The sequence below is a fragment of the Gordonia liuliyuniae genome, from assembly GCF_021739025.1.
Taxonomy (GTDB): domain Bacteria; phylum Actinomycetota; class Actinomycetes; order Mycobacteriales; family Mycobacteriaceae; genus Gordonia; species Gordonia liuliyuniae.
The window spans coordinates 425123-446817 of sequence record NZ_JAKKOT010000003.1; the positions used below are offsets into that span (position 1 = coordinate 425123).

Sequence of the window (21695 nt, forward strand, 5' to 3'; positions counted from 1 at the left end):
TCCCAGGCCGTCGTCCCCGGAGTGAGGGAGGCCTTACCGAGTTATCCACAGGTCGGCCGATGGCGGCCTTCCGTGATCGTCGGTCATGCGTCACGATTCGGGTATGGGGGATCAGGTGGCGTGCGCTCGCCTCGCGCGATTGATTAGAGACCAGGACGGCGTCGTCGCCCGGCGGCAGGTACTGGCATGCGGTCTGGGGTCGGCCTTCGTCCGCAGTCGGCTCCGCAGCGGCGCGTGGGTGAGCGTCGATCCGGGCGTGTACGTCACGCACACCGGGCCACTGTCATGGCGACAACGAGCGTGGTGTGCGGTCCTTGGCGCCTGGCCTGCGGCGTTGAGTCACGGGTCGTCGGTGCGTGCGGCGATGGGTCCGGACGAGGGCCGACGTGCGGAGGCGATCCATATCGCCGTCGCCGAGGGTCGACGTGTCACGCGCAGACGCGGTGTCGTCGTTCATCATCGGGCGTCGTTCGACGCCGTTGTGCAGGCCCATCTGTCACCTCCCCGCATCCGCCTCGAGGAAGCGGTGCTCGACAACTCATCCTCGCGGTCCTCGCCGACATTCGCGACGGAACGTGCTCCGCACTCGAGCACGCATATCTGACCGAGGTCGAACGTCCGCACGGTCTCCCGACTCCCATTCGGCAATCCCCGACTCGCGGACGGCGCCGCGGATTCCGCGACATGGAGTATCCGGACTTCGGCCTCGTCGTCGAACTCGACGGACGGGCCTTCCACGACAGCGTCGCCGACCGCGACCGCGACATGGAACGCGACTTGGATGCGGCGATCGAGTCGGGCCTCGAAACCAAGCGTCTCGGCTGGGGGCAGTCCTTCGTACGGCCGTGCGTCACCGCGGTCAAGATGGGCAAGATCTTCGCCAGACACGGCTGGGCGGGCGCGCCGACGCCCTGTTCCTCGCCCGACTGCGCTGTCCGACGATCAATCGTGTAGATCGTTACCCGAATCGGGTAACGATCTACACGATTAACTGTCGATGGCTCCTCGCCCGACTGCCCGATTTGGTCCTCGCCAGCGAGTTCCCTACACTAGACCAGTTGCCTGGGTGAAGTGTGCCCCCGGGACTTACAACTTCATAGCTCGCGGGTGCCGGTGAAAAGCCAATGGCATCAGCGGGGGAGAACAATGCACAACTATCCACTTCGTGGAAGGCCCACCGGCGCATCATGCGAGAAATCGCAGGTCACCGCTGTATGGGAACCGCTACGAGAAAGGTTGACGGTCAACCATGACCATGACTGACCCGATCGCAGACTTTCTGACACGTCTGCGCAACGCCAACTCGGCGTTTCACGACGAGGTGAGCCTCCCGTCGTCGAAGATCAAGGTGAACATCGCCGAGATCCTCAAGCGCGAGGGCTACATCACCGACTTCAGCGTCGAAGACGCAGAGGTCGGCAAGAAGCTCGTCGTCACCCTGAAGTACGGCCCGAGCCGGGAGCGCAGCATCGCTGGTCTCCGTCGCGTCTCGAAGCCGGGCCTCCGGGTGTACGCGAAGTCCACCAACTTGCCCAAGGTTCTGGGCGGCCTCGGCGTGGCCATCATCTCCACGTCGTCCGGTCTGCTCACTGATCGCCAGGCAGCCAACCAGGGCGTGGGCGGCGAAGTCCTCGCCTTCGTCTGGTAGGGGAGCGTAGAAAAATGTCGCGTATTGGTAAGAATCCCATCGCAATCCCGGCCGGCGTCGACGTCAACATCGACGGCCAGGACGTGAAGGTCAAGGGCCCGAAGGGCGAACTGAGCCTCACTGTCTCCGAGCCGATCGAGGTGACGAAGGAAGAGAGCTCCATCGTCGTCACCCGCCCGAACGACGAGCGTCGCAGCCGTGCCCTGCACGGACTGAGCCGTACCCTCGTCAACAACCTGGTGGTCGGCGTGACCCAGGGCTACACCACGAAGATGGAAATCTACGGTGTCGGCTACCGCGTCCAGGCCAAGGGCAAGGACCTCGAGTTCGCCCTCGGCTACAGCCATCCCGTGCCGATCGAGGCACCGGAAGGCATCACCTTCGCCGTCGAATCGCCCACCAAGTTCTCGATCTCGGGCATCGACAAGCAGCAAGTCGGCCAGATCTCGGCGAACATCCGCCGTCTGCGTCGCCCCGACCCGTACAAGGGCAAGGGCGTGCGTTACGAGGGTGAGCAGATCCGCCGCAAGGTCGGAAAGACGGGTAAGTAGACATGTCTGAAACAACTCAAACGACCACCAAAGCACGCAAGCCCCTCGGCAAGGACGTGTCGACGCGCCGCCGCACCGCGACGAACCGCCGTCACTTCCGTCTGCGCAAGCACATCGCCGGAACGGCAGAGCGTCCGCGCCTGGCCGTCAAGCGCAGCAGCCGTCACATCCACGTGCAGGTCATCGACGATCTGACCGGTCGCACGCTGGCAGCGGCCAGCACCATCGAAGCTGACGTTCGCGCAGCCGGTGGCGACAAGTCGGCACAGGCCAGCAAGGTCGGCGAGCTCGTCGCCGCCCGCGCCAAGGCCGCAGGCATCGACGCTGTGGTCTTCGACCGCGGCGGCAAGGCGTACCACGGCCGCATCGCGGCACTGGCCGACGCCGCCCGCGAGGGAGGCCTGAAGTTCTGATGATGATCAACAAGACCAACACTGGAGGGGACATCTGATGCCCGGACGTCAGCGTGATGGCGGCAACGGACCCGCCGGAAACAGCAGCAACACCAACAGCAACGAGCGCGGCCGTGGCCGCGGAGACCGTCGCGACAACCGCGGAGGGCGTGACCGCGAAGAGCGGAACCAGCTCGAGCGCGTCGTCACGATCAACCGCGTGTCCAAGGTCGTCAAGGGCGGTCGACGCTTCAGCTTCACCGCTCTCGTCGTCGTCGGCGACGGCCAGGGCATGGTCGGCGTCGGCTACGGCAAGGCCAAGGAAGTTCCCGCAGCGATCCAGAAGGGCGTCGAAGAGGCTCGCAAGAACTTCTTCCGCGTCCCGCTGATCGCGGGCACCGTCACCCACCCCGTTCAGGGTGAGGCGGCTGCCGGTGTCGTCATGCTGCGCCCGGCCAGCTCGGGTACCGGTGTGATCGCCGGTGGCGCCGTCCGCGCCGTCCTCGAGTGCGCAGGCGTCAGCGACGTCCTGGCGAAGAGCCTCGGCTCGGACAACGCGATCAACGTCGTTCACGCGACGGTCGCCGCCCTGAAGATGCTGCAGCAGCCCGAAGAGGTCGCTGCTCGTCGCGGACTGACCGTCGAAGAGGTCACCCCCGCCGGCATGCTGCGCGCACGCGCTGCCGCCGCAGCGAACAAGGGAGCATAAGCCATGGCTGAACTGAAGATCACCCAGATCAAGGGCACCATCGGTACCAAGAAGAACCAGCGTGACAGCCTGCGCACCCTTGGACTCAAGGGCATCCGCAAGACCGTCACCCGCGAGGACACGCCGATCAACCGCGGTCTCATCAACGTGGTGCGGCACCTCGTGACAGTCGAAGAGGTTTAAGTCATGACCATCAAGCTGCACCACCTTCGCCCCGCACCGGGCGCGAAGACCGAAAAGACCCGCGTGGGTCGCGGTGAGGGCTCGAAGGGTAAGACCGCGGGTCGCGGCACCAAGGGCACCAAGGCTCGTAAGAATGTGCCTGCCGGCTTCGAAGGCGGCCAGATGCCCATTCACATGCGTCTGCCGAAGCTCAAGGGCTTCACCAACCGCAACCGCGTGGAGTACCAGGTCGTCAACGTCGGCGACATCGCCAAGCTGTTCCCGGAGGGTGGCGCCATCGGCGTCACCGAGCTCGTGGCAGCAGGCGCAGTCCGCAAGAACCGTCTCGTCAAGGTTCTCGGCAACGGCGAACTGAACGTCAAGGTCGACGTGACCGCTGACAAGTTCACCGGCTCCGCCAAAGAGAAGATCGCCGCCGCAGGCGGCACCGCCACCGAGCAGTAAGACTTGGTGCACATCTGATCACCCGGTCAGGCGAGCGTAAAACGGACACATCGTGTTCGCGACCCGCTCGCCTGACCGGCTGTGGTTGGACGACTGTTAGAGTTCGTAGGGGCATCCTGACGACGGGGTGCCCGGAATCTTTCGAGCGTGATCGCCGAGAATGCTGGCCAGCGGTCCGCATACTCAGGTGCTTATAGGAGGACTTGGTGCTTTCCCCCCTCGTGGCGACCTTCCGGACGCCCGACCTGAGGAAGAAGATCTTCTACGTCCTCGGAATCCTCGTCCTGTACCGCCTGGGCGCGACGATGCCGTCGCCGGGCGTGAACTTCAAAGAGATCGATCGATGCGTCGAAGCCGCCAGCCAAGGCGACTCCGGTCAGATCTACTCGCTGATCAACATGTTCTCCGGCGGCGCACTGCTGCAGCTGTCGGTGTTCGCGATCGGCATCATGCCGTACATCACGGCCAGCATCATCGTTCAGCTGCTCACCGTTGTCATTCCGCGGTTCGAGCAGCTGCGTAAGGAAGGCCAGTCCGGCCAGACCAAGATGACGCAGTACACGCGTTACCTGACCTTGGCGCTCGCCCTCCTGCAGTCCACCGGCATCGTCGCGCTCGCCGCCAGCGGCAACCTGCTGCCGACGACCGGAGCAGACTGCAACTCCCAGGAGATCATCTCCGACCGGTCGATCTTCGGCCTCATCATCATCGTGCTCGTCATGACCGCTGGCGCCATGCTCGTCATGTGGTTCGGCGAGATCATCACCGAACGCGGCATCGGCAACGGCATGTCGATCCTGATCTTCGCGGGCATCGCAGCACGCCTCCCGTCCGAAGGCCGGACCATCCTGCAGTCGCGCGGCGGACTCGCATTCGGCCTCGTGATCGTCGCCGTCCTGATCATCCTCGTCGCCGTCGTGTTCATCGAGCAGGGCATGAGACGGATCCCCGTCCAATACGCCAAGCGCATGGTCGGCCGCAAGATGTACGGCGGATCGTCGACCTACATGCCGATCAAGGTGAACACCGCAGGCGTCATCCCGGTGATCTTCGCGTCGTCGCTGCTGTACATCCCGCAGCTGATCCTGCAGATCACCAACCAGAACAACACCGATGTCGCCGGCTGGCAGGTGTGGATGCAGGACAACCTGATCAACCCGTCCAGCTGGTTCCACATCGTGGTCTACTTCCTGCTGATCATGTTCTTCACGTTCTTCTACGTGGCCGTCACGTTCAACCCCGAAGAGCGCGCAGACGACATGAAGCGCTACGGCGGCTTCATCCCCGGCATCCGACCGGGACGTCCGACCGCCGAATACCTGGGCTATGTGCTCAACCGGATCACCTTGCCGGGATCGCTGTACCTCGGCATCATCTCGATCCTCCCGAACCTGTTCATGGACCTTGGTGGCAGCAGTGCGCAGAACATTCCGTTCGGCGGCACGGCGTTGCTGATCATCGTGGCCGTCGGCCTCGACACCATCAAGCAGGTGAACAGCCAGTTGATGCAACGCAAGTACGAAGGATTCCTGAAATGAGACTCGTCATCCTCGGTCCTCCCGGAGCAGGCAAGGGCACGCAGGCAGAGCTGCTGTCGGAAGCGGTAGGCATTCCGCACATCTCGACCGGAGACCTGTTCCGGGCGAACATCTCGCAGGGCACCCCGATCGGTGTCGAGGCAAAGAAGTTCCTCGACGCAGGAAACCTCGTGCCGCCGGAGATCACCATCAACATGGTGCGTGAACGCCTCGCCGAGCCGGATGCCGTGAAAGGCTTCATTCTGGACGGCTTCCCCCGCTCCACCGAGCAGGCGATCGCGCTCGAAGGAATCCTCGACGACCTCGGCACCAAGCTCGACGGTGTCCTGTCGTTCGAGGTGGACGCTGATGTCGTCGTCGAACGCATGCTGGCCCGTGGCCGCGCCGATGACACTGAAGACGTCATCCGCAACCGCATGTCGGTGTACGACGCCGAGACCGCTCCGCTGCTCGACCACTATGCGGGCACCGTCAAGAGCATCGACGCCGTCGGCGAGTTGGCCGAGGTCCATCAGCGCGTAATGTCGGCGCTCGGCAAGGCCTGACCCGGCCCGTGGGATTCCGTAAACCCAAAGCTGTGCCGTTCCGTTCGGCCGGCGAACTCGACGCGATGGCGGCCGCAGGCGAGATCGTCGGCGCCGCCCTCGTCGCGGTCCGTGCGGCCGCACGCGTCGGCGTCAGCACCCTCGATCTCGACGAGGTCGCCGAAACCGTGATCCGCGAGGCCGGAGCGGTCCCGTCGTTCAAGGGCTATCACGGTTTCCCCGGTTCGATCTGCACGTCGGTGAACGAGGTCGTCGTACACGGAATCCCATCCGGAGATGTGGTGCTCGCCGACCACGACCTCGTCTCCATCGACTGCGGAGCCGTCTACGACGGGTGGCACGGCGACTCGGCGTGGACGTTCGGCATCGGTGACCTGTCGACTGCCGACCACGAACTCAACGAAGCCACCCGACTGTCGATGGAAGCCGGGATCGCGGCCATGGTCCCCGGCGGACGCCTCACCGACGTGTCTGCCGCCATCGAAGCCGGGACGCATGCCGCCGCAACGAAGTTCGGCAGGCGCTTCGGCATCGTCGCAGGCTACGGCGGACACGGCATCGGGCGCGAGATGCACATGGAACCGTTCCTGCCCAACGAGGGCAAAGCCAATCGCGGTCCGCGCCTCGTCGTGGGGTCGACGCTCGCCATCGAACCGATGCTGACCCTCGGCACCGAGGACACCACCGAACTCGACGACGGGTGGACCGTCGTCACCGACGACGGAACCCGTGCCTCGCACTGGGAGCACACCGTCGCCGTCACCGAGAACGGTCCGCGGATCCTCACCGTCCGACCCAGCTGACCCGAGCCCGGCCGATACACCCGGATGAGCGCGTCGCCGCACGAGAATGTGCGGCGACGCGTTCGTCGTCTACCGGGCGGAGTACGCTTTCTCACACCATGACGACGCAACCGAGTGAGCCCGGCACCGCACGATCCGCAGAGGGGCGGCCTGCAGAGGATCGGCCTGCAGTGGATCGTCACCGTCGGCTGGCCGCCATCGGGATCGTCGTGGTCTGCGTGGTCGCGGTGATCGTCGGCGGCGTGTTCGCCTACCGTGCGGTGAGTTCCGCAGACCCGAAGACCGACACCGAGCTCGTCGACGAACAGGCCAGAGGTTACCTCGACGACATCTCGCACGCCGATCTGCGCGGGGCGTCGACACGCATGTGCCAGGCGCTCGGATCGGTGGTCAGCGGAACCGGCGACGTTCCAGACCTCCCGTCGAGCGACAGTTCCGTACGCGACGGCGAGACCGTCGTCGACGACATCTCGATCACCGGCGACACCGCTACCGTCGACGCATCGCTGCGCTACGGCTCGACGTCGGTGCCGACCCCGATGACTCTGCGGCGCGAGAGCGACGGCTGGTGCATCACGGACGTCGGCTGAGGACGTCCCACGTCCGGGGACTGCGCCACGCGCCGACGGCCAGCACGGCGGCTGTGAAGATCACATAGGACGCACCGATGATCTGCTGCCACCAGGACCATTGCAACTCGACGTCGTCGCTGCCGGGCAACAACCAGTGCGGCCCGATGAAGAACATGATGAACGCCGTTCCGGTCGCCGCGACGAACCAGCGGTCGCGACGGCCCTCGACGATCGCGTTCCCGGCGATGACGAGTGCCGGAACGAACCACACCCAGTGATGCGACCAGCTGATCGGCGAGATGAGGAGGATCGCCGCTGAGTTGACGACCAACGCGGTCGCCAGGCGGCGTTCGACGAGCAGCCGGTGCATCCACACGGCGGCGAGGATCACGACCACCGCCGACAGCGTCAGCCACAACAGGGTCGCCGCGGTCTCACTCAACCCGAGGCGGTAGACCAGACCTTTCCACGACTGGTTGCCCGCGAAGTACGGGGCACCGATCCGGCCGGTCTCGCTCAACGTGTGGAACCAGTATTCGCGGGAGTCATCTGGCATCACGAGCCAGGCGACACCGACCGAGACGATCGTCGACACGATGGTCGTCGCGAACGCCCGCCAGTCGCGTCGAATCAGGAACAGCAGCAGGAACCCGGCCGGCGTCAGCTTGATCGCCACCGTGATCCCGATGAGGATGCCGCGCGGCCACCTCTCGCAGCGGTTCAACACGTCGAAGGCGACCGCAGCCATCAGTAGAGCGTTGACCTGGCCGTACCCGAGCGTCCCGCGCACCGGCTCGGTGTATTCGGCGACGGCGACGACGGCGAGAACGATCGCCAGTCTGGTGCCGCGGTCCATCGACGGCCTGATCCGGTCGAGGACGAGCCACACGGTGAGGCCGATCGCGGCGAGCGAGAGCGCGAACATGAGCAAGACCGCCACGTTCTCGGGGAGAGCGGCCAACGGCGTGAAGACGACCGCGGCGAGCGGCGGATACGTGAACGGGAGGTGGACCTCGCCGTTCTGCAACGCGGGAAGCGGCCCGTACACCCCGTCGCCGTCGAGCAGGGCTTGGGCGCCGAGCCGATACACCAGGAGGTCCACGTGACCGTGCCATGCGTGGAACGCGACGCCGAGCGCGGTCGTGACTGTCAGTAACGCGGCGGCGGCTCCGACTAGTACGGCGGGCGAGCGGTCACGGAGGGTCAACGACGATGTCACCGCGCAAGAATACCAGTGCTGCCAGCGGAAACGCCGACCTGGCAGGGGATTTCGGTCACACGTCGAGGACGATCGTCACCGGCCCGTCGTTGACGATGTCGACGTGCATGTGGGCCCCGAACCGGCCGGTCTCGACGGTGGCGCCGGCATCCCGCAGAGCGGCGACGACGGCGTCGACCAGCGGCTCGGCGACCGGGCCGGGCGCAGCCGCGTTCCACGACGGTCGACGTCCCTTCGCTGTGTCGGCGTACAGGGTGAACTGGCTGACGACCAGGATCGGCGCGCCCAGGTCGGCGGCCGACGCCTGTGGCCGGTCCTCGTCGCCGTCAAGGATGCGCAGCCCCCAGATCTTGTCGGCCAGCGCGCGGGCATTCGACTCGTCGTCGTCGTGGGTGACGCCGACGAGCGCGACGAGTCCCTGTGCGCCCGACGACAGTTGGAGGGCGCCGACCGCTTTGCCGTCGACCGTGACCGATGCTGCACTGACACGTTGAAGGACTGCTCGCATGACTGGCAGGTTAGTGCCCGTCACGCCATTAGTGTCGGCCGCCCTGCTTCCGAGCGGTAGCCGGAGCCCGTCGCCCGGTGACCGCGAACAGCTCGGACCACTGTTGGGGTGAAAGGTCGCGCGGCAGCGGTGTGCCCCGAAATCGTTGGTCAGCGAACCACTTCTCAACCGCGACTTCGCCGGACCGGCCAGTCACAGGTTCCCCACGACGGTGTGCGGTGCTTGGGGCAGCCGGTATTGCAGAAAGTCTGTGTGCACGACTGTCGTACTCGGATCGACGCGATGTCGAAGCTCGTGCGCATGTCGCGGATCGATCTCGATAACTGTGATCGGTCGGCTCAACGCTTGCAGGGGCAGTGTCAACGCGCCACCGCCGGAGCCGATCTCGATGAGGGGGCCAGCTGTTCGAGAAACGAGGTCGACGATCGTGTCGATTGTTGTGCGGTCGGTGAGGAAGTTCTGGCCGAGCTCGTGGCGGCCGGCACGGTAAGTAGGCATTGGGGAATTCACTCCGGGCAATAGTCGGATGGCCCGGGCAGCACGAATACGCCGCCCAGCGAAGAAGATGCTGAGAGCGGCGGAGCGTTAAACGTTAGCTCTCCGCCGCTAGAAGCGGCGGAACCTGGTCACTGCGATGCTCGTAATTCCCACGGGCCGGATGCTACAGCACGGGTATCGCGGCGTATGCAACGTCATGGCACTAGACGGTAATCGGCCTGCCGCTGTCGGCGCGGGCGGCACCCGGTTCGATCCGGACGACGACCTGTTTGGACGCAGGAGTGTTGCACTCGTCGGCGACGGCGCCGCGCGGAATCAACGCGTTACCCTCGGGGAAGTACAGTGCGGCGCACCCCTTCTTGGTCGGGTAGGCGACGACGCGGTAGCCGCGCAGGACACGGTCGTCCTCGCCCGGCCATTCGCTGAACACGTCGACCGTCTGGCCGTCGGACAGGCCGAGTTCGGTGAGGTCGTCCGGGTTGACGAACACCACGAACCGGCCGGCTGCGATGCCGCGGTACCGGTCGCCGAGCCCGTACATGGTGGTGTTGTGCTGGTCGTGGGCGCGCATCGTCTGCAAGATCAGACGGCCCGCAGGCGCTGCGACGTGTTCGGCGGTGCGAACGGTGAACTGGGCACGACCCGACGCGGTCGGGAACGTGCGCGAATCGCGGGGGCCGTGCGGCAGCAGGAACCCGTGGTCGCGGTGGAGCCGTTCGTTGAAGTCGTCGAAACCCGGTATCACCTTCTCGATGGCGTCCCGGATCCGGTCGTAGTCGGCTTCGAAACCGGCCCAGTCGATATCGCCGACGTCGGGGACCAGACGCTGCGCGAGCCGGCAGAGGACGGACACATCGGACAGGAGATCCGGTGACACGGGCGGGAGTTCGCCGCCGCTCTGATTGACGAAGCAGACGGTGTCTTCGACAGTGGTCACCTGGCGGCCGGTGGCCTGTTCGTCGTACTCGGTGCGGCCGATGACCGGCAGCAGCAGCGACTCGGCACCGGTGATCACATGTGACCGGTTGAGTTTCGTCGTCACCGAGACCGTGAGGTCCGCCGACCGGATCGCCGCCTCGGCGCGTCCGGAGTCGGAGATCGCGGCGACGAGGTTGCCGGCCATCGAGAAGAACACTCGGATGTCCCCGCGGTCCATCGCATTCATCGCGTTCACACTGTCCAGACCGTGCTCGCGCGGCGGCTCGAATGCGAACGCCTTACCCAACTCGTCCAAGAACGCGGCGGACATCTGCTCCCAGACGCCCATCGTCCGATCGCCCTGCACATTGGAGTGGCCGCGGATCGGCGACGCGCCCGCGCCCGGCTTTCCGATGTTGCCCTTCAACAGGAGCAGGTTCATGATCTCGGCGATCGTGCCGACCGCCTGCTTGTGCTGGGTGATGCCCAACGCCCACGTGACGATCGTCGCGTCGGAGTTCAGATAGCGTTCGGCGAGCTCCTCGATCTCGGCGGCGTCCAGCCCGGTTGCAGCGAGCACCTCGTCGTCGTCGATCGCGAGAATGTGATCGCGGTACGACTCGAAGCCGGTGCAGTGCGCGTTGATGAAGTCCCAATCGAGCACCTGTCCGGGCGAGACCTGTTCGGCGAGGAGGACGCGTTTGGCGACAGCCTGGATCAGGTGCATGTCGCCGCCGATCTTGATCTGTACGAACTGGTCGGCCATCGCGATGCCGTCGCCGAGCACGCCGACCGGCTTCTGCGGATTCTTGAATCGCAGCAGCGAGGCCTCCGGCAAGACGTTGACGGCGACCATCTGTCCGCCGTTGACCTTGGTGTCCTGGAGCGAGTTCAGCATGCGGGGATGGTTGGTGCCCGGGTTCTGGCCCATGACGATCACCAGGTCGGCGTCGGCGAAGTCGTCGAAGTGGATGGTCGACTTGCCGACCCCGATCGCCGGGACCATGCCCGCGCCGGTCGCCTCGTGACACATGTTGGAGCAGTCGGGCAGATTGTTGGTGCCGTATGCCCGGACGAGCAGCTGGTACAGGAACGCGGGCTCGTTGGTGATGCGGCCGCTCGTGTAGAAGACGGCCTCGTTCGGATCGTCGAGGCTCCGCAGTTTGTCGGCGACGAGGTCGAGTGCGTCGTCCCAGGAGATCGGCCGGTAATGGTCGGAGTCTGCGGCCTTGTACATCGGTTCGCCGATGCGCCCCTGCAGTCCCAGCCAGTACTCGGATTTGTCGGCCATGTCGGTGAGCGAGTGCTCGGCGAAGAAGTCACGGGTGACGACGGTCGGGATGGACTCCCACACCACCGACTTCATGCCGTTCTCGCAGAACTCCAACGGCTTGGACTTGTCTGGGTTCGCCCACGCACAGCTCGGGCAGTCGAAGCCCTTCTTGTGATTGATCGAGAAGGCGACTTTGGCCGTTCGTTCGGGATCGAGCTCGCCCAGCGCGGGCAGCATCGCGTGCTCGATGGCAGGGAGACCGACCGCCCACGTGGCCGGAGGGCCGACTGTGAGTCCCGCGTCTGTGAAATCGTCTACCGGCGGCTTGCGAGTCATGGGCGTCCTCACTCGTCCGGCGCCGAAACGCTGTTCGGACGCCAAGGGATACGACGCGTTCAGCCTATCGGTCAGTCGGGGAGTTATGTCGCGCTAATGGAGATCGGAGATCGGGGATCCCGCTCGGACATCCCATCCGTGCTACAGGTTTTCCAACCTGTCCTTCATGACGAGCGCAGTCAGCCAGCCGACGATCGAGATGACGATGGCGCCGAAGATGCCCGACCAGAAGATGTCGTCGACCTCCAACCCGACATGGAAGACGTTGTCGGTGAGCCACGCCGTCAGCTTCAGCATCAGTGCGTTGATGATCACGTGGATCAGGCCGAGGGTGACGATGTACAGCGGTATCGACAGGATCTGAACGATCGGTTTGATGAATCCGTTCACCAGGCCGAAGACGGCAGCGACGAGCAGGACGACGCCGACTTTCGCCCACCAGGACGAAAGATCGCCGAAGTCGAACTCGACGCCCGGCACGATGAGAGTCGCGATCCACAGAGCGACGCCGGTGAGGGCGCTTCGGACGAGGAATGTGCGCATGGAGTCCATATTGACACGCGGCGCGGACGATCGGCGAGCACTCAGCGAGGCCGGACCGCAGCCGCTTGATCGAGCGCGCCGGAATACAACGGAACACCGGACAGGTTGCACCGACTATGACAGGCAGCGACAAGACCGCACACATCGTCCGGTTCGGCAGGCACGGCGTCTGGGGCGGGTTCAACCAGTTCTCGCCCGACACGGCGCGTGAGATCGAACGACTCGGCTACGGCGCGCTGTGGCTCGGCGGGTCACCGGCCCACTTGCGGCCCGCACGAAAGATGTTGGAGGCCACCGAGAACCTGACCGTCGCGACCGGGATCGTCAATATCTGGAACACCGACCCCGCGGCGATCGCCGCCGAATACCTCGAACTCGACCGCGACTTCCCGGGGCGCTTCTACCTCGGCATCGGCGCGGGACATCCCGAAGCGACCGCCGAATACACCAGCCCCTTCCGAGCCGTCGAACGGTACCTCGACGTGCTCGATGACGGTGGTGTCCCGGTGAACCGTCGCGTCCTCGCAGCGCTCGGCCCGCGCATGCTGGCCCTCTCCGCCGAGCGCGCACTCGGCGCCCACCCGTATCTGACGGTCCCCGCACACACTGCGCAGGCTCGCGAGACGGTGGGCGACGGCGTGCTGTTGGCGCCCGAGCACAAGGTGGTGCTCGGAACCGACCCGGTCGCGGCCCGCGCCGTCGGCCGTCCGCCGGTCGACCAGCCGTACCTGCACCTGCGGAACTACACGTCCAACCTGAAGCGACTCGGCTACACCGACGCCGACATCGCCGACGGCGGCAGCGACGCGCTCATCGACGCGTTGGTCGCGCACGGCGATGCCGCCACGGTCCGCGCACAGATCGACGAGCACTTGGCAGCGGGAGCCGACCACGTCGCCATCCAGCTTCTCGGCTCGTCTGACGTGGTTGCCGACCTGGCGGCGATCATCGGTGCCGGTTGATTGAGCGAGCGTCCCGTCAGCCGATCTGAATCGGAAAGAACACCGTGTAGATGAGCGTCATGATGAAGTTGACGCCGATGATGCCGACCGTGGAGACGACGACGGTCGCGTTGACACCGTTCGCGACGCCCTGCGGTCCGCCCCGCGCCTCCAGACCGCGCTGACAGCCGATGACCCCGATGATGATGCCGAAGACGATCGCCTTGACGACGCCGAGGATCAGGTCGCGTCCGGACGCGAACGAGCCGAACGACTGCCAGTAGCTGCCTGGGCCGACGCCTTGGATCATCACGGCGAGGTAGAACGCCGCGATGACACCGACCAGGATGATGAACAGCGCGAGGAGCGGGGCGACGATCGCGGCGGCAAGCACGCGAGGCACGACGAGACGTTGAATGGGATCGATACCCATCGTGCGCATCGCACTGATCTCCTCGCGGACGGTTCGGGCCCCCAGATCGGCGGCGATGGCCGAGGCTCCCGCACCGCCCAGCAGGACACCCGACGCCAGCGGCGCCGCCTGCTGGATCACCGCGAAACCGCTCGCAGCGCCCAGCAGCGACTGGGCGCCCAGCTGATTGATGATGTTGCCGATCTGGATGGTGACGATGACGCCGAACGGGATCGCCATGAGGAAGGCAGGCACCGCGGTGACGCTGATGAGATACCAGCCCATGACGACGGTCTCCCGGATCTTCAACTGGCCGCGGACGATGTCCAGGACGATCTGAACGATCGAGATGATCGCCAACCGAAACGTTCGGCCCAACGTGCGGATCGGGCCGAGGGCGTTGTCGTTGAAGTTGTCGGTGAACCCGCCGATCGCGGACGGCCGGGAGCGCCCTTCGATGCGCATGTCAGTTGCCGGGCGCCGGTGCGGCAGGCGCGGCCGGGGCGTCCGATGTGGACCCGAGATTGCCCGCGACGGTGTTCGTCGGGTCGCCGACCTCGGTGATGAGCCAATCCTTCGAGCGGTCCAGCGTCAACTTGTAGACGGCGACGGCGTTGCCGCCGCTCGGATTCTGCACCGTCGTGGTGTTGACGTTGACGACGGCGTCGACCCGGAACAGGTCTCCTTCGGAGTCGGAGAGCGATGTCGTCACCAGTTCGGCACTGGTCTTCATTCGCAGCGGGGTGATGATCTGTTCCATCGTCTGGCCGACCGCGTCGTAGCGCTTGGACAGTTCCGGGCTCACGCCTTTCTTCATCGCCGTGATCCAGGGCGTCAGATCCTGGTAGTCGAGCGTCGCGGCCGACACCGCGTACTTGCCTGCCGCCATCTCCGCGTCTGCTTCATCGGCTGCGGTGGCACGCATCGAGTCGAGGTCGCTGCGAGCGGACGAGTCGCGGAGCACGAACAGGACGGCCGTCGCGGCCAGGACGATGATCAGCAGCCCGGCGACCAGTGAGGCGATCAGGGCAGGGATCGACATCATCACCTGACGCCGGCCGCCCGATCCGCGGGCGTTCTTCTGCGACAGCGTCTCGGCGGCCTTCTCGTCGCCGGTCCCGTCGTCAGCGGTCTTGTCTGCGGGGGCCTGCTCATCGATCTGGGGCTCGTTCAGCGTCGCCACGGCACCCCTATCGGCGTCGTTTCTGTCGGCGTCGTTTCTGTCGGCGTGGTCCCCACCGCTGTCTTCACGATCGGTGTTGTGGCGATCGGTGTTGTCCTCAGTCATCGGGTACTCCTGTTCGATACGGAAAGTGCTGTCGGGTTCAGGTCAGTTCGGTTGGGTGATGACGAGCTTGACGCCGTCTCCTCCGCCGAGTAGCTCCAGCGCCTGGGCGAGGAAGGCGCTCATGTCGATCTGCGGGACGGTGTCGTCGATCGCGAATGCGATCGGCATCAGCGGGCCGATGGCGTCCATCACCGGGGGGATGATGTCGGCGAGGTACGGGTTGAGCTTCGCGAAGAACGGCTGCACCGAGTCGCGCATCGCCGAGTTCAGATGTCCTTTGTCGACGAGGTCGCCGGTCGCCTCCAACGCGGACAGGAACGTGACGATGATGTCGTGCAGACCGCCCGAGAACTGCGGGAGCGTCTTGACGATCCAATCGAGGTCGGCCGTGTAGACCTGCGTGTTGGAGAACATCTTCCGCATCTGTGGCGAATGTGTCATCAGCATCGTCGCCACCAGTCGCGTGCCGTCGGTGATGCGGTCGAGTGACCCCTCGGTGCCGTCGAGAGCTTCGGCGAACGACTTCAATATCCCCGACATCGGCCCGGCGTCGAACACCGACGACATCGTCGAAATCTGGTTGAAGATGCCGGGGATCGATTCGGGCTCCTCCAGACTCTCCGCGGCGATCGTCGCGCCGTTCTTCAGGGACGGTCCACCGCTCGTGCCGGGGGTGAAGTTCAGGTAGGGCTCGCCGAGCGCCGACTGCAGACCGATGGACAGGACGGAATCGGCCGGCAGCGAATTGTCGGCGTCGTACTCGAGCACCAGGGTGGCGCCGTCCGGTTTGATCCGGACGTCGGCCACCCTCCCGATTCGGATTCCGCTGACGAACACACCCGTGTCCTCGAGGATCAGGTTGCTGTCGGTGAGGCTGACGTACGCGGTCTTCGTGTCCTGGAGAGGTTTCCAGTGGTAGGCCTGAGTCGCCAGGTACGTGCCGCAGACGATGATCACCGTCGCGAACGCGAGGACGTTCAAGGCCAGTTCGATTCTGCTGCTCCGGTTCATCGGACCATTCCCAACATGCGGAAGGCGCGGACCATCTCTCGGGAGAGGTCACGGTCGGACACGTCGTTCTCGACCGTCACCGACCTCAGGTTCACTCCCGGTGTGTTCTTGAGCCACGGGAGGACCTTGTCGTCGATCACGTCGGTGAGCAGTTCGGCGTTCGAGACGTCGTTCTGGGGGAAACCGGGGATCAGGAGCGGTGTGACGACGTCGCCGATCAACCGGGTCAAGCTCGACAACACCGGTACCAGCGGCATCGCCGGGCCGAGCGCGTCGGACAGTCGGCCGAGGATCGCGACCATGTACGTGGTGCTGCTGATCGCCCGGAACTGGTTGACGCCCGCCGGGCTCAGCGCGAACTCCAGGGTGCCCTTCATCTTCGTGAGCCGCTGCGACAGGCCCGCGACATCGCTGAGGATGGCCCCGAGATCATCGGTGTTCGACGCCCACGTGTCGAGGGTGTCGGCGAGGACCGATTGGATCTCGACGATGTCCTTCGGGTTCTCGGGGAACTGGTCGTTGACCGCGCTGAAGGTGGCGCCGAGTTGCAGAAGGCTTCCGCTGCCGAGGAAGTTGGCCAGGCTCGACAACAGTTGTTCGATCTGGACCGGTTCGGCGACCTGCTCGATGCGCAGTGTTCCGCCTGCGGGCAACGCGTTCGCGGTCGGATCCGACGGGTTCGTGATCGACACGTAGGTGTCGCCGAGCAGCGTGTCCTGTTTGAGTTCCAGCCGCGCGGTCGCCGAGACGACGGTCGAGTCGTCGATCCGCATCGTGATCCTGGTGGCGCCGTCGTCGGGCACGATCGCCGACACCCTGCCCGCGTCGATGCCGTTGACGAGCACCTTCGACTCGAGCGGAAGGTTGACAGCGGTCGGCACCAGCGCGCTGATCTCACGGCCGTCCCGGAGTCCCTGCGGAGTCGGCAGGTTCTCGGGGGCGAACTCGGCGTACGCCGAGCAGCCGGTGAGGGGCACTGCGACGACGAGGGGCACTGCGACGACCAGAAGGGTCACGATCATGCGGAGGATGGGGCGCGCCGCGACGCGAGTCACGGTGGTCATCGGGCCGCTCCCGTCAAGGTCAGGGCCAGTGACAGCGCGTCGATCTCCATCCCGGAGGGATCGGTGACCGTGCATTGCCCCGGCGCATAGCGGTTGATGTTGGCGCACGTGGTCTGCGGGTTCTTGGCCGGGATGCGCGTGGTCGGCGGGGTGTACTTGATGCGCAGGCCGAGCGTCTTCTGATCGAAGGAGATGTCGAAGGCTCGGATGAGCACCGGCACGATCCCCAGGACGTCGCCGAAATTGCGCATGCCGTTGCCGACGACCCGTGCGATCGGGACCACGACGTCCGCGGCGGGCCACACGAAGTGGCTGTAATTGTCGATCACCTTGGTGAGCATGGTGAGCGTCTCCGGCAGTGCGCCGATGATCCGGCTGACACTGCCGATGGTCGGCAGGATCAACGGTTTGACGACGCCGGAGATCTCGGTGATGAACGATTCCAGGAACGGCCAGTTGTCGGCGAGACCGGTGGAGAGCGAACTGACGCTGTCGATGATGCGTGAGGTGTCGTCCAATGCCCCGGTGATCGGCGAACGTCCGGGCGCCGCGAGTTGTTTGATGATCGTGTTCAGCAGCGGGCCGGTGCCCGCCAACGCCTCGTCGAGGTTCGACATCGCCGACAGCATCTGCTTCGACTCGGTGAGCCCGCCCGCGGTCGTCAGCTGGGAGGCGACATCCGACAGGCTTTGCAGCGACTCGGAGATGGACGCGGGGGTGTTCGTGTTCGCCAGCCGGACGCAGTGCCCGGGCTGCAGCCGTGGGCCGCCGTCGTAGTCGCCGAGGAGAGCGAGCTGTCGGACGGCGATCACCGACGGCGCCACAGTGGCGGCCTGCGTGTCGGCGGGGATCGGTACGTCGTCATTGACGGTGAATCGGACCACGGCGTGCCCGCCCTCCGCCTCGACGCCGGTGATCTCGCCGATCGGAACGCCGCGCCGGGTCACCTGATTGCCGACGAACAATCCGATCGCGTCGTTGAACTCGGCGCAGTATTTCGCGGCTCGCGAGGAGCTGACATCGGCGATCAGGAAACCGGCGACGGCGGAGAGGATGACGGTGATGACGCAGCCGGTGATCAGCCAGCGCGATTTGAGTACCTTGGCGATCATCAGCACGTCACCCCCGGCATCGGGATGCAAAAGTCCGAGGTAAGCACGATCTTGCCTTGATCGACGACGATCGAGCCGTCGGGCTGCACCATCCCTTCGAGGCGGTAGATGAGGTCGCGGGCCCGGCTGATCATCGGTCCGTAGCGCTCGAGCGCAGGACCGAACTCCCGACCGACTGCGTCGATCTGGTCGACGAGCGGCGCGATGTCGTGCATGTAGATCATCGCCAGACCGCGGACCCGCTCCAGGAGCAGTGCCAGGTGGTCGAGGACGACGTTGAGGCGCGATCCGAACACCGAGTACTCGGTGACGAACGAGTCGAGGTTGCGTGCCAGCTGGGTGAGCACGTCGCCGTTGGCGTTGATCTGCTCGGAGTAGTCGGCGGCCAGCGCCAACATGGAGCCGAACTCGTCCTGACGGTTCTGCAAGTTGGTGAGCATCGACTGGATCGTCGTCAGGTTTTCGCGTAACGCGTCCGGATTGTCGTCGAGCGCCTGACCGATCTGGGCGATGCTCTTGCGTGCGGGCGCGGCGTCGATCTCGTCGAGCTTGGGCTGCATCTTCTGGAAGGTCTCCGCGAGGCTGTACGGGATGCTGGTCCTGCTCTCGGGAATGACGTCGTCGCCGAGCGGATCGGTGCCGACAGTGGTCAGATCGATGTAGCTGCCGCCGACGAGCGTCAGCATCTTCACGTCGGCGTTGGTCTCGTCGCCCAGGAACGTGCCCCACCGCACGGCCATCTCGACGTCGACGTGGTCGTTGCGAAGCTCGACCGACTTGACGGTGCCGACGGGTACACCCGCGACGCGGACGCTGTCGCCGGATTCGAGCTGTCCCGCTTCGCTGAACTGGGCGACCACCCGGTAGTGACCGGGGGAGTACCAGTACGCGGCGACACCGATGACGATCGCGACGAGGGTGACGCCGATGGCCACGACGCCCCAGCCGAATTCGAGCGCACGATCGTGCGACTCGGTTCGCTGGCGCGGGTTGATGACCCACCTGATGATCCCGCCGATCCAACGGAACGGTGCGGTGACGATCTTCATCGCTTGCACAGGGTCACCTGGCTTTCCCGGATGAACAGCTGCAACTGTTTCGGAATTTCGGCGCGACCCCTGGTACACGTCGACTGGGCTTGGTTCGAACCGGTCGGGTTCGAACCGGTCGGGTTCGAACCGGGTGCGGGGACCACCGTGTTGAGCGTCTCGAGCAGGACGGGCGCCAGCGACAGCAGCGAGACGGCCGCCTCGAGAGTCGGTTTCGCCTGCGCGAGGAAGAAGCTCGCGTCCGGGGTCCCGTTCGGCTCGACGCCGAGCGAGGCCAGGAGATCGTCCGCCTGGACCAGGAGCGCACCGGTGTTGTCGGCGAGCTCACGCAACGACGGCGTCCACTGCGCGAGGACGCTGCCGAAGCGGGAGACGTAGTCGATGATCGGCGTGATGTACTGCGACCGTCCGGCCACGGAACCGGAGAGCTCGGCCAGATTGTCGACGAGCGTGTTGATCACCGCGGCCCGGTCGTCAGCGAATCGGACGACTTTCGTGAGGGACGCGACGAACTCGCTGAAGCCGGAGCCGTCGCCCTCGATCACCGCGAGCAGACTCTCGGAGAAATGGTTGATGTCCTCGGTGTTCATGGTCGCGAACACCGGTGCCAGACCGTGGAACACGCGGGTCACATCGAACGACGGGTCGGTGTGGTCGGTGCCGATCACCTGACCCTTGCGGATCGGGACGCCGGGCGTCGTCGTCGGTTGCTGCACGTCGACGTATCGGATGCCGGTGAGGTTGAGGTAGCGGATGGCGAGCCGCGTGCCGTCGTAGATCTTCTGCTTCGTGTCGATCTCGAATTCGACACGACCGACCGAGGCGCCGTCCTGGTCGTCGTGGTGAACGGCGATGTCGGTGACCTTGCCGATGCGTGCGCCGAGGACGCGGACATCGCTGCCGACCTTCAGGCCTGCGACGCTGGTGAAGTCGGCAGTGTATTTCGTGGTCGCGGTGTCGACGGGGCGGACGATGGCGTTGCTGATGAACAGGCCGCCACCCACGCAGAAGACGGCGAACACGATCAGATAGACCAGTGCGCGAGGGAACTTGGTCACCTGGTTCCCTCCTGTCCGGTCGGGCGGTCGGCTGCACGTTTCGTCACCGACGGCTGATCGAGGACCGCCTTCAAACCCGGCGCGGACGCCAGGACCGCGTCGACGGTGAGCACCGGCGAGCCGTCGGGGCCCGCGGGCAGTGCTCGGCGGAGCCGCTCGATGAGCGTCGCGATCTGGATGCCGTTGGTCCGTGAGTCGGGGAACGTGTTGTTGATCCGGTCGAGGAGCGCGGTCAGCACCGGCATGAGGGGAGCGGTCTGCCCGAGTTCGGCGTCGGAGAGCAGCGCGGTGATCTCGTCCATGACCGGCCCCTCGGTGAACGACAGTCCCTGTTCGGCGAGATCGCTGAAGCCCGGCCGCCGTGGCGCCTGCCAGTCCATGAGTCGTCGGATCGGCGGAAGGAGATCGTCGAAGGTGCCCCGAACCTGGGCGACCAACTGCGCGAACTGCGGCAACGTCCGGCGCGGGCTCACCACTTGGGTTTCGGCGATGTCGTTCATGATCTGACCTGCGACGCCCAGAATCGGAAGGAGGCCGTCGGTCGCTTTCGCGGCGACGGTCAGGATGTCGCTCAGGTACGGGTCGAACGCCTCGTTCTGGAGGTCGCTGAGTTTGCGCAGCAGCGTCGTCATCGTCGCGTCCTCGGGGTCGCCCGCGTCGAGCGTCGATCCGTTGTGTAGCCGAGTTCCACCCGCCTGGCTGGTCAGGACGACGGCGGATATGCCGAACAGGTTCTTCGGCGCGTACGTCACCACGGTCCGATCGGTGAGTACGGCGAGTGCGTCGTCGCCGCGGTCGCCGCTCAGGTCGAGGGTCACCGTGTAGGTGTCGGGGGCGGTGACCTCGATCTCGCTGACGACACCGACCTCGGAGCCGTTGAGGACGACGGCGGCGTCGGGGCGGATGCCGCCCGCCACCGAACTCGTCTTCAGAACGATCTCGGTGGTGTCGTCGGGGAGGGCGCGCACCCCGACGACCGTTGCGGTGGCGACGGCGGCGACGGTTATGATCGTGGCCAATGCGCGGTTTCGGTATGCGCTCGCCGTGGCGGACATGCCGGGGATTCGAAATTCGGTCATT

At 65.4% G+C, this 21695-nt stretch carries 26 protein-coding genes; 13 read left to right on the forward strand and 13 right to left on the reverse strand.

All coding sequences use genetic code 11. From position 1 onward, the window contains the following. Positions 1 to 103: 103 nt before the first annotated feature. The 12 genes from L5G28_RS19400 to L5G28_RS06740 all read left to right on the forward strand — a co-directional run bounded on the left by L5G28_RS19400 (position 104) and on the right by L5G28_RS06740 (position 7403). Positions 104 to 604 (forward strand): type IV toxin-antitoxin system AbiEi family antitoxin domain-containing protein, encoded by a 501-nt coding sequence (locus L5G28_RS19400; RefSeq protein WP_308191950.1) that lies wholly within the window; start codon positions 104 to 106, stop codon positions 602 to 604. Between the two features lie 80 nt (positions 605 to 684). Beyond that, positions 685 to 954: a putative endonuclease domain-containing protein gene (locus L5G28_RS19405; RefSeq protein ID WP_308191951.1), complete on the forward strand. Its 270-nt coding sequence runs from the start codon at positions 685 to 687 to the stop codon at positions 952 to 954. Between the two features lie 295 nt (positions 955 to 1249). Next, positions 1250 to 1648, forward strand: coding sequence for a 30S ribosomal protein S8 (gene rpsH, locus L5G28_RS06695; RefSeq protein WP_236996241.1), 399 nt, complete (start codon positions 1250 to 1252; stop codon positions 1646 to 1648). Positions 1649 to 1662: 14 nt separating this feature from the next. Beyond that, positions 1663 to 2199 (forward strand): 50S ribosomal protein L6, encoded by a 537-nt coding sequence (gene rplF / locus L5G28_RS06700; protein WP_237000843.1) that lies wholly within the window; start codon positions 1663 to 1665, stop codon positions 2197 to 2199. Between the two features lie 2 nt (positions 2200 to 2201). Continuing rightward, complete coding sequence (rplR, locus tag L5G28_RS06705) at positions 2202 to 2612, forward strand: 50S ribosomal protein L18 (protein WP_237000844.1); 411 nt, start codon at positions 2202 to 2204, stop codon at positions 2610 to 2612. A gap of 37 nt (positions 2613 to 2649) precedes the next feature. Continuing rightward, positions 2650 to 3300 carry a 30S ribosomal protein S5 gene (gene rpsE, locus L5G28_RS06710; RefSeq protein ID WP_237000845.1) on the forward strand — a complete coding sequence of 217 codons (651 nt, stop codon included), beginning with the start codon at positions 2650 to 2652 and terminating at the stop codon, positions 3298 to 3300. A 3-nt stretch (positions 3301 to 3303) separates the two neighbouring features. Then, positions 3304 to 3483 carry a 50S ribosomal protein L30 gene (gene rpmD / locus L5G28_RS06715; RefSeq protein ID WP_161897451.1) on the forward strand — a complete coding sequence of 60 codons (180 nt, stop codon included), beginning with the start codon at positions 3304 to 3306 and terminating at the stop codon, positions 3481 to 3483. A 3-nt stretch (positions 3484 to 3486) separates the two neighbouring features. Next, on the forward strand, positions 3487 to 3927 hold the full coding sequence (gene rplO, locus L5G28_RS06720; protein WP_236996245.1) for a 50S ribosomal protein L15: 441 nt from the start codon (positions 3487 to 3489) through the stop codon (positions 3925 to 3927). 206 nt (positions 3928 to 4133) lie between these two features. Further along, positions 4134 to 5465, forward strand: coding sequence for a preprotein translocase subunit SecY (secY, locus tag L5G28_RS06725; RefSeq protein WP_237000846.1), 1332 nt, complete (start codon positions 4134 to 4136; stop codon positions 5463 to 5465). Continuing rightward, positions 5462 to 6010: an adenylate kinase gene (locus L5G28_RS06730; protein ID WP_236996247.1), complete on the forward strand. Its 549-nt coding sequence runs from the start codon at positions 5462 to 5464 to the stop codon at positions 6008 to 6010. Before secY ends, L5G28_RS06730 begins: the two co-directional genes overlap by 4 nt. An 8-nt stretch (positions 6011 to 6018) precedes the next feature. Continuing rightward, positions 6019 to 6813, forward strand: a complete 795-nt coding sequence (map, locus tag L5G28_RS06735; protein WP_236996248.1) for a type I methionyl aminopeptidase — start codon at positions 6019 to 6021, stop codon at positions 6811 to 6813. 170 nt (positions 6814 to 6983) lie between these two features. Next, on the forward strand, positions 6984 to 7403 hold the full coding sequence (locus L5G28_RS06740; protein WP_237000847.1) for an Rv0361 family membrane protein: 420 nt from the start codon (positions 6984 to 6986) through the stop codon (positions 7401 to 7403). Here L5G28_RS06740 and L5G28_RS06745 read toward each other — a convergent pair. The 5 genes from L5G28_RS06745 to L5G28_RS06765 form a co-directional block, all read right to left on the reverse strand. After that, on the reverse strand, positions 7387 to 8604 hold the full coding sequence (locus L5G28_RS06745; protein ID WP_237000848.1) for a glycosyltransferase 87 family protein: 1218 nt from the start codon (positions 8602 to 8604) through the stop codon (positions 7387 to 7389). The genes L5G28_RS06740 and L5G28_RS06745 overlap by 17 nt on opposite strands. Before the next feature lie 55 nt (positions 8605 to 8659). After that, positions 8660 to 9112, reverse strand: a complete 453-nt coding sequence (gene dtd, locus L5G28_RS06750) for a D-aminoacyl-tRNA deacylase (RefSeq protein WP_236996251.1) — start codon at positions 9110 to 9112, stop codon at positions 8660 to 8662. Positions 9113 to 9304: 192 nt separating this feature from the next. Further along, a complete protein-coding gene (locus L5G28_RS06755) occupies positions 9305 to 9610 on the reverse strand; it encodes an rRNA adenine N-6-methyltransferase family protein (protein ID WP_372477187.1) in 306 nt (101 codons plus the stop codon). A 202-nt stretch (positions 9611 to 9812) separates the two neighbouring features. Continuing rightward, positions 9813 to 12137, reverse strand: coding sequence for an FdhF/YdeP family oxidoreductase (locus tag L5G28_RS06760; protein ID WP_237000849.1), 2325 nt, complete (start codon positions 12135 to 12137; stop codon positions 9813 to 9815). Positions 12138 to 12278: 141 nt separating this feature from the next. Further along, positions 12279 to 12680, reverse strand: a complete 402-nt coding sequence (locus L5G28_RS06765; protein ID WP_236996254.1) for a phage holin family protein — start codon at positions 12678 to 12680, stop codon at positions 12279 to 12281. 116 nt (positions 12681 to 12796) lie between these two features. Here L5G28_RS06765 and L5G28_RS06770 point away from each other — a divergent pair, with 116 nt between their 5' ends. Further along, positions 12797 to 13642, forward strand: coding sequence for an LLM class F420-dependent oxidoreductase (locus L5G28_RS06770; protein ID WP_237000850.1), 846 nt, complete (start codon positions 12797 to 12799; stop codon positions 13640 to 13642). Positions 13643 to 13658: 16 nt separating this feature from the next. On the opposite strand, the gene L5G28_RS06775 is transcribed toward L5G28_RS06770, so the two are convergent. The 8 genes from L5G28_RS06775 to L5G28_RS06810 are packed head-to-tail and all read right to left on the reverse strand — an operon-like array spanning position 13659 to position 21694. Further along, complete coding sequence (locus L5G28_RS06775) at positions 13659 to 14498, reverse strand: MlaE family ABC transporter permease (RefSeq protein ID WP_236996256.1); 840 nt, start codon at positions 14496 to 14498, stop codon at positions 13659 to 13661. Between the two features lies 1 nt (position 14499). After that, the gene (locus L5G28_RS06780) at positions 14500 to 15321 is read right to left on the reverse strand and encodes a hypothetical protein (RefSeq protein WP_237000851.1); all 822 of its coding nucleotides are present in this window, start codon (positions 15319 to 15321) and stop codon (positions 14500 to 14502) included. A 42-nt stretch (positions 15322 to 15363) separates the two neighbouring features. Continuing rightward, positions 15364 to 16332 carry an MlaD family protein gene (locus L5G28_RS06785; RefSeq protein ID WP_237000852.1) on the reverse strand — a complete coding sequence of 323 codons (969 nt, stop codon included), beginning with the start codon at positions 16330 to 16332 and terminating at the stop codon, positions 15364 to 15366. After that, positions 16329 to 17396 carry an MlaD family protein gene (locus L5G28_RS06790; protein WP_237000853.1) on the reverse strand — a complete coding sequence of 356 codons (1068 nt, stop codon included), beginning with the start codon at positions 17394 to 17396 and terminating at the stop codon, positions 16329 to 16331. Before L5G28_RS06790 ends, L5G28_RS06785 begins: the two co-directional genes overlap by 4 nt. Further along, complete coding sequence (locus tag L5G28_RS06795) at positions 17393 to 18508, reverse strand: MlaD family protein (RefSeq protein ID WP_237000854.1); 1116 nt, start codon at positions 18506 to 18508, stop codon at positions 17393 to 17395. The genes L5G28_RS06790 and L5G28_RS06795 overlap by 4 nt, the downstream gene beginning before the upstream one ends. Then, a complete protein-coding gene (locus L5G28_RS06800; protein ID WP_237000855.1) occupies positions 18508 to 19557 on the reverse strand; it encodes an MCE family protein in 1050 nt (349 codons plus the stop codon). The genes L5G28_RS06795 and L5G28_RS06800 overlap by 1 nt, the downstream gene beginning before the upstream one ends. Next, on the reverse strand, positions 19554 to 20615 hold the full coding sequence (locus L5G28_RS06805; protein WP_237000856.1) for an MCE family protein: 1062 nt from the start codon (positions 20613 to 20615) through the stop codon (positions 19554 to 19556). Before L5G28_RS06805 ends, L5G28_RS06800 begins: the two co-directional genes overlap by 4 nt. Continuing rightward, on the reverse strand, positions 20612 to 21694 hold the full coding sequence (locus L5G28_RS06810; RefSeq protein ID WP_237000857.1) for an MlaD family protein: 1083 nt from the start codon (positions 21692 to 21694) through the stop codon (positions 20612 to 20614). The genes L5G28_RS06805 and L5G28_RS06810 overlap by 4 nt, the downstream gene beginning before the upstream one ends. Position 21695 lies beyond the last annotated feature (1 nt).